Annotated in this window: 6 protein-coding genes; 4 read left to right on the top strand and 2 right to left on the bottom strand. The window is 28.0% G+C overall.

The window, feature by feature from the left end; all coding sequences use genetic code 11:
* The first annotated feature begins 349 nt into the window (after window positions 1–349).
* Window positions 350–724: a hypothetical protein gene (locus H8S10_RS17520; RefSeq protein WP_186839716.1), complete on the top strand. Its 375-nt coding sequence runs from the start codon at window positions 350–352 to the stop codon at window positions 722–724.
* Window positions 725–776: 52 nt separating this feature from the next.
* Here H8S10_RS17520 and H8S10_RS17515 read toward each other — a convergent pair whose 3' ends face one another.
* Entirely contained in the window at window positions 777–884 is a 108-nt protein-coding gene (locus tag H8S10_RS17515) for a DegV family protein (protein ID WP_186839715.1), read from the bottom strand.
* A gap of 267 nt (window positions 885–1151) precedes the next feature.
* Here H8S10_RS17515 and H8S10_RS17510 point away from each other — a divergent pair, with 267 nt between their 5' ends.
* Window positions 1152–1643, top strand: a complete 492-nt coding sequence (locus tag H8S10_RS17510) for a flavin reductase family protein (protein ID WP_231072544.1) — start codon at window positions 1152–1154, stop codon at window positions 1641–1643.
* 208 nt (window positions 1644–1851) lie between these two features.
* Here H8S10_RS17510 and H8S10_RS17505 read toward each other — a convergent pair whose 3' ends face one another.
* Window positions 1852–3000, bottom strand: a complete 1149-nt coding sequence (locus tag H8S10_RS17505; protein ID WP_186839714.1) for a DEAD/DEAH box helicase — start codon at window positions 2998–3000, stop codon at window positions 1852–1854.
* Between the two features lie 188 nt (window positions 3001–3188).
* On the opposite strand from H8S10_RS17505, the gene H8S10_RS17500 reads away from it, so the two are divergent.
* Both H8S10_RS17500 and H8S10_RS17495 read left to right on the top strand, forming a co-directional pair.
* Window positions 3189–4487 (top strand): VanW family protein, encoded by a 1299-nt coding sequence (locus H8S10_RS17500; RefSeq protein WP_055263630.1) that lies wholly within the window; start codon window positions 3189–3191, stop codon window positions 4485–4487.
* A gap of 398 nt (window positions 4488–4885) precedes the next feature.
* On the top strand, window positions 4886–7033 hold the full coding sequence (locus H8S10_RS17495) for a YhgE/Pip domain-containing protein (RefSeq protein WP_186839713.1): 2148 nt from the start codon (window positions 4886–4888) through the stop codon (window positions 7031–7033).
* Window positions 7034–7309: the final 276 nt, after the last annotated feature.

The following is a 7309-nucleotide window of genomic DNA, read 5'->3' as shown; positions in this document are numbered from 1 at the left end:
TGTTAATAAAAAGGAAGATAAGATTTGTTCTCTAAGCAAGCTTAAACGAGCTAGTTAGCTCTTTAACAACCTAATATTTTACATTTTATTATCCTCATAGGGATAGTCTGCCCTTTTTTAGGTCACTTTATTACTAATAATCCTAATTTTCCTATTTTTTCATCTCTAATTAATATTCACTTTTTAAAAGATCAATTATGCTCATCTCTATTATCACTATATATATTTTTTTACAAATTATTCTAATATCGCTAATTAATTTGATGCGGAACCATTTTTGTGGTACAATTTGTATAATTCAACGTTTAATTATCAATGTTATATAGCCACTTGGAAGGGATATTCTAAAATGTTAAATAAAATAAAAGAATTAAAAAATTTACTATCATGTTATTTTACTCTTGGACTCTTAATGTTTTTTTCAGCACATGATTTGATTAATGGTTCATCTATTAGAGGAATACTATCTGCTCTATTGATATTATGTTTTTTCATTAAATTATATACTAAAGTAACAAGCTTATTTGATGAATTGTCTACTAATCAAAAGAATAATTTATCTATAAAGCATTTAATTTTTTCATATTTTTATTTAGGATTTTTAATATTACTATCTATTGATTTATTGTCTGAAGATAGGTTTATATTTGGATTAAGTACACTAATATTATTTATAACATTTTCATATAAAACTTATTGTAAAGTTAAGTTATTTAATAGTTAAAAAACTGTGTATAAATACTTCTACGCAGTTTCATTTTTTCTTTAATTTTACTTTATTCTCCCTTTATTATTTTTAAATTTACAATGTGTACATTATATTTATCTATATATTTCTTTGGTAATCCACAAGTGCTATCTGTAATTAACGCAATTTTATTCATAAGGGCCTCCTTTTATAAAAAAAATACTTTGATTATCTTAATATTTGCTTTATAAAAATAATATCACATAAATATTAACAGTGCAATATGTAGTTATAAAAACTATATTGAAATATTAGATAAATATTAGAGCTGGCAAGAAGTTACTTTATATTAGGTTTTAAGAAGTAGTATTATTTATATTTTATTTTGAGAGGGAATTGGAATCGGTTCATTTTTAGCATATACGACATATATGATATAATAGAAAATATTGGAGGTGTTAAAGTGAAATTTTATGAAAATTTATCAGAGGCAATGGAGAACCTAACTAAAAGAGGTGCTTTTTTAACAGTAAAAGAAAATGGTAAGGTAAACACTATGACTATTTCCTGGGGGTATGTAGGATATAGCTGGAATAAACCCTTTTTTGTAGCTATGGTAAGACCTCAAAGATATACTTATGAATTTATACAAACTGCTAAGGATTATACTATAAGTATTCCATATAGTGATGAAATGAAAAAAGCTCTTACTATTTGTGGAACAAAATCAGGAAGAGATATAGATAAAGAAAAGGAAGCAAATATAAAATTTGTACCAGCGAAGCTTACAGAAACGCCAGTAGTAGATAATTGCAATATGTACTATGAGTGTAAAATCACTTATGTGGATAGAATTCACAAAGATAGCTTTCCGGAGGAATTAAAGAAGAATTATCCTAAAGATGACTATCATTATATCTACTATGGAGAAATAGTAGAGTGCTACGCAAAGTAGTTTCCTAACGGCAAAGTAAAAAGTCACCTATGGTGAAGGGAAAGGTTTTGCTTACGAAAAAAGGGAAAAGCAGCTAAAGTAGAAATTTTTGAATAAATCAAGCTCTTTCTACTTATAAGTCAACTTTCCACTCTGCGAAGAAGATTTTAATCTTTGACGAAGTCAAAACTTTGATCTTGCGAAGCAACCTTTCACTTACTTTTAGGCATTAATCAAGTCTTTCTAATTTACCCATATATAGTCTTGCAGGAATAAATTTAATTTTAAATTCTTTTTCGTATGAATTTATCCACTTGATTTCTTTTGTTGTTATTAGAGATATAGCTTTTCCTGAACCTAAGCCACGAGCAGTTCTTCCAGCTCTATGAAGATATTCATTTGAGCTTCCAGGGAAGTCAAGGTTTATTATGTGAGTAACATCAGGAATATCTAAACCTCTTGCAGATAAATCTGAAGAAACTAAAACAGGACATTTACCGCTTTTGAAGCTATCGATAGCTTTTTTTCTATCTTCTTTAGATGATTTACCACTTATATATATAGCATTAACTTTATGGTGCATTAATTTACTAGTAAGCACATCCATTTCTGTGTTGTTATTAACAAAAACTATAGCTCTTTTTGGCTTTTCTGCTACTAAAAGTTTTCTTAAATTTTCGAATCTATCTCTATTATCGCCAAGTATGCAAATGTGTTCTATGTTTGGGTTTAAAGAAGTCTTTGTTTCAGTTTTAATTATTTCTACATTTTCTTTAACTAATGATTTTGCTTCTTTTAAAGCTTCTGAACTTATACTAGCTGAGAAGAACATTAGCTGTCTATCTCTCATAGTTGTTTTTATAATATCTTTTATAACGCTAGTTCTATTGTTACGAAGTAATGAGTCAGCTTCATCTATTACTATAGTTTTTATAGTATGAGCAGTTATCTTTTTCTTTCTTATTAAATCTAATATTCTACCTGGAGAACCAACTATTATATGAGGTTTAATATCTTTTAATTTTTTTATTTGCTTTTCAATATTTGACTCACCCATTATAGTTAATGAAGTTACGTTTGTTTCAGAGTTTGTATTAAGTAATTTTATTTGAGATTCTATTTGCATAACAAGTTCGTGAGTTGGAGCAAGTATAATAGCTTGCATTTCTCTTTTTTCTGTGTTTATTTTGTGGAATAAAGGAATAAGATAAGCTAAAGTTTTTCCACTACCAGTATGAGCTTCACCAATAATATCTTTGTTTTCCAATGCTTTTGGAATACTTAATTGTTGAATTAATGTAGGTTCTGTAATGTTTTGCTTTTTAAGACCTTCTATTATATTTAAATTTAAGTCAAGTTCATTAAATGTTTTAATCATTTTTTTCTCCTTAAGTTTATTATTATCTATATTAGTATACAATAAAATAAATTTTTATGTAGACTTATATCTAACTTTATCGGAAAAAGATAAAGGAATGTTAATTGTAAAAAAATACTAAAAGTTATATAATATAACTATTGAATTATTAAATGGAATAATACTTTTATGTTATAGGGGAGAAGTGTATGGATAATAATATTGCACCACAAACGAATGAAGTAGTAGTAAAGCCTACCAGTAAACGAAAGAAAATATTATTTTTTGCAGTATTAGCAGTGCTTGTGTTAGTTGGATTTACTGCAGCTTATACTAATTCAGAAAATAAGAAACTTGTTAATAGTTATGAAGATAAGGTATATCCAGGAACTTTTGTATTAGATACTGATGTATCAGGATTTACTAAGAGTCAATTGCATAATGTTTTAGAGGAAATGGTTAATGAAATTTCTTCAAGAAAAATAAATGTTGCTGTTGGCGATTCTAATTTTGATAAAAGTTACTTAAATCTAGATACAACTATAGATTATGAGACTTTTGAAAATGAACTTTTGAACTTTGGAAAAGATAAGAATTTTAAAGAAAAACTTTCTCTTATAAAAGAACCGGAAAGTAGAAGTTATGAGTTTGAAATACTTTATAATGAAGATAAAATTGCTGAATTCATAGATACAATAGCTGAACAAGTTAAGGTTGATGCAGTAAATGCAAGTATAAGTATAAGTTGGGATACTATAAGTGTAACAGATGGACAAGTTGGTTATGGATTAAATAAAGAAGAGTTATTTACAAATATAAAAACAGCATTAGAAGATGTTAATGGTGATGACCTTGTTTCGATTGAAGGAAATCTTGAAGAGGTAGATCCAGAAATAACAACTGCAGCGTTACAAACAGTAGATACAAAAATATCTTCATATACAACTTATTTTTCAGCAGGACCAAGTGGGACAAATATTCAAAGAGGAGCTAGTATGATAGGTAATGTTTTACTTATGCCTGGAGATTCTTTTTCAACTGTAGAAGCTATAGGACCTACTACAGCAGAAAATGGTTTTGTTGCTGCTAATACTTATCTTAATGGGAAAGTAGTTCCAGGATATGGTGGAGGAGTATGTCAGATTTCTAGTACTATATATAATGCTGAGCTTAGAGCAGGAATAATTCCTGATTTTAGAACATATCATGAAATGACTGTTGGTTATGTTCCACAAGGCTTAGATGCTACTATAGGTGATGAATGGCCAGATTTAGTGTTTACAAATCCTTATGATTATCCAATTGTTGTTAATGTATATTCTAGTGGTGGTTCAATAACTGCTGAGTTTTGGTCTAATAGCCAAGCTACTGGTGGAATAACTTATGAGCCAAAAGCTTATCAAACAGGAGCATTATCTGCTGATACTTATTTATATGGATATAATTCAGCTGGAGAATGTGTATCAGAAGTATATTTAGATAGTAGTGTCTATAAACCTTTTAGTTAAAAAAATATTTTATATTTAAGGAGTTGTTTTTATAAACAGCTCCTTTTATTATATTTACAAAATAAAAATATAGAGAACTAAAAATTGATTATTAAAGTATAACTATTTTTGAGAAAATAAAAGCTAATCACAATTAATTATGAAAATACAACTAAATTGATGGGAAAATAAAAGAATTTGAATTTTGACTTATAAATAATAATGAGTATGATAATATACAGATAAATTCGAGAGAATGGGGGAGTTAATAGAAGTACAGTTATATGTGGATATGATTACAATTGTTGCTTGAGTGGTTTTATTTAAAATGCAAATGAAAAAAGTAAAGTAATATTTGCCACAATATATACAAATAATACTAAGAGAACTAATTTAATAGTAATAAGGAGATACAAAAGATGAAAAAGATATTTGAAATTTATAAGGATGATATTAGAAGCATATTTAAGAATTATGCAGCTATTATTGTTCTAGCTGCCTTATGTATAATACCATCTTTATATGCTTGGTTTAATATTAAGGCATCATGGGATCCGTATTCACAGGACGCAACCAGTGGAATAAAAGTTGGGGTTGTTAATCTTGATAAGGGAGCTAATTTTAGTGGTAAGGATATTAATATAGGTGATGAAGTTATAGGTCAACTTAAAGACAATAAGCAGCTTGGGTGGCAATTTGTATCAGAAGAAGAAGCTGAAAGAAATGTTGAAAATGGAAATTATTATGCAAGCATAACAATCCCAGAAAATTTTTCAAAGAATTTAACATCCATATTAAGTGACAATGTTACAAAGGGAGAAATTATTTATACTGTTAATGAGAAAGTTAATGCAATAGCACCTAAGATTACTGTCAAAGGTGCAACAGCACTTCAGGAACAAGTAACTAAATCAATAGTTGAAACAGTTAGTAATGCTATATTTGGAGTTGCCAATGAGGTAGGAATACAACTAGAAGAGCAAATTCCTAAAATAACAACAATATATAATTCGTTAGTAAAGATTCAAGGAAGTTTTGGTGATATAAATAATACTGTAGATAAAGCTGCAGATGGAGCAGAAAAGATTCAAACTTTAATTACAGAGATTCAAAATGATATTCCTAAGATTCAAGATACTTTAACTAATGCTCAAAATTTAAGTAGTGAAGTACAAAATTTCATTACATCTTCTCAAGGTGCAGTAGAAAAGTTATCACCAACTATTAAGCAAGATATTAAGATAGTTAATGAAGTTTCAAAGGATATTGCAACATATACTGAAGGGGTAAAAAATGCAATTAACTCAGGAGCTGATAATGCACCGGCAATGGTAGATAACTTAATAAGTAAGGTTAATGGATTAAAAGCAACAGCTGATTCAGTACTTAATATTTTAAATACATTGAATAAGTTCTCAGGAGGATCTTTAAGTAATGCAATAGATAGTTTGACTAATATCAGCAATACTCTTTCTACAGCTTTAGGAACTCTAAACGATATTAAAACTAAAGTAGATAGTGGAGTAGTAATAGATTTATCTCTATTAGATAATATCGTTACAGCTGCTAATGATATAGCTAATATTACTGATGGAATATATGCAAATTATGATTCAACAATAATACCTGCTTTAAATGATACCTTAAATCAAGCTTATAATGTTGCAGGAGGAGCATTAGACATACTTAAAGGAGCAGAGGCTAAGCTACCTCAAGTACAAGATATACTAAATACAGCATATGCAGGAGCTCAAAAAGGTGAAGAAGGAATAGCTTTTGTTAAAGAGGTTCTACCTCAAGCTGAAGCAATGATAAATGATTTAGTAGATAAGATGGCTGGTATTAGTAATGAACAGGAATTGAGAGATATAGTTAATTTATTGAAGGCTGATGTTGCAAAGAGAAGTGATTTCTTAGCCAATCCAGTAAATATAGTAGAGAATAACTTATATCCAATGGGTAATTATGGAACAGCAATGACTCCATTCTATACAGTTTTATCACTATGGGTTGGATTGACTCTTTTAAGTTCAATGTTATCAGTAGAAAAACATGGAGAATATACTCCAACACAAGTTTATTTTGGTAAGTTATTATTATATTTAACAATTGCTATTATTCAAGCATTAATAGTGGCATTAGGAGATTTATATATTCTAAAGATATATTGTGTTAATCCGGCATTGTTTGTTGCAGGAATAGTATTTACATCTATAACATTTACATTCATAGTGTATTCTTTAGTTTCTGTATTTGGAAATGTAGGTAAGGTTTTAGCAATAGTATTACTTGTTTTACAAGTAGCAGGATCAGGAGGAACATTCCCAATTCAACTAACTCCAAGATTCTTCCAAGTAATCAATCCATTCTTACCATTTACATATTCAATATCTTTTGCAAGAGAAGCTATTGGTGGAGTTGTACAGTCAGTATTAACTAAAGATATTATTGTTTCTCTAATTTATATAGTAGTAGCATTATTAGTAGCTTTACTTTTAAAGAAGCCTATAAATAAGCTTTCAGAAGGTTTTGTTGAAAACTTTAAAAAGAGTGGAATTGGTGAATAAAGAAGCTATTAATTAGTAAATATAAAATAGTAATTAGATTTAATATAATATATGTCTATAATATATTTAAGTATATAAATTATTATAGGCATATATTTTTTTATTTTATTTGAAGTTAAGCTATGGTAAAATTAAAATGTAAATAAATTGTTAACAAAGAATCTGTTAAGTTGATATGAAAAAATAGCTTGATTTTTCATAGAATTGCTCGCTCTTTGAAAATTATATAAGTTTGAATTTTTTATTGTATGGTAAACAAACCTACAATAAAATTGA

The sequence above is a fragment of the Clostridium sp. NSJ-49 genome (assembly GCF_014287725.1).
Taxonomy (GTDB): domain Bacteria; phylum Bacillota; class Clostridia; order Clostridiales; family Clostridiaceae; genus Clostridium; species Clostridium disporicum_B.
Note: the sequence above shows the minus strand (reverse complement) of the source record. Positions and strands in the feature narration are given on the sequence as shown.

Bases quoted from the DNA above. Each gene is read 5' to 3' on its own strand.
- H8S10_RS17520 (WP_186839716.1), top strand. From the start codon at position 350: ATGTTAAATAAAATAAAAGAATTAAAAAATTTACTATCATGTTATTTT.
- H8S10_RS17515 (WP_186839715.1), bottom strand. From the start codon at position 884: ATGAATAAAATTGCGTTAATTACAGATAGCACTTGTGGATTACCAAAG.
- H8S10_RS17505 (WP_186839714.1), bottom strand. From the start codon at position 3,000: ATGATTAAAACATTTAATGAACTTGACTTAAATTTAAATATAATAGAA.
- H8S10_RS17500 (WP_055263630.1), top strand. From the start codon at position 3,189: ATGGATAATAATATTGCACCACAAACGAATGAAGTAGTAGTAAAGCCT.
- H8S10_RS17495 (WP_186839713.1), top strand. From the start codon at position 4,886: ATGAAAAAGATATTTGAAATTTATAAGGATGATATTAGAAGCATATTT.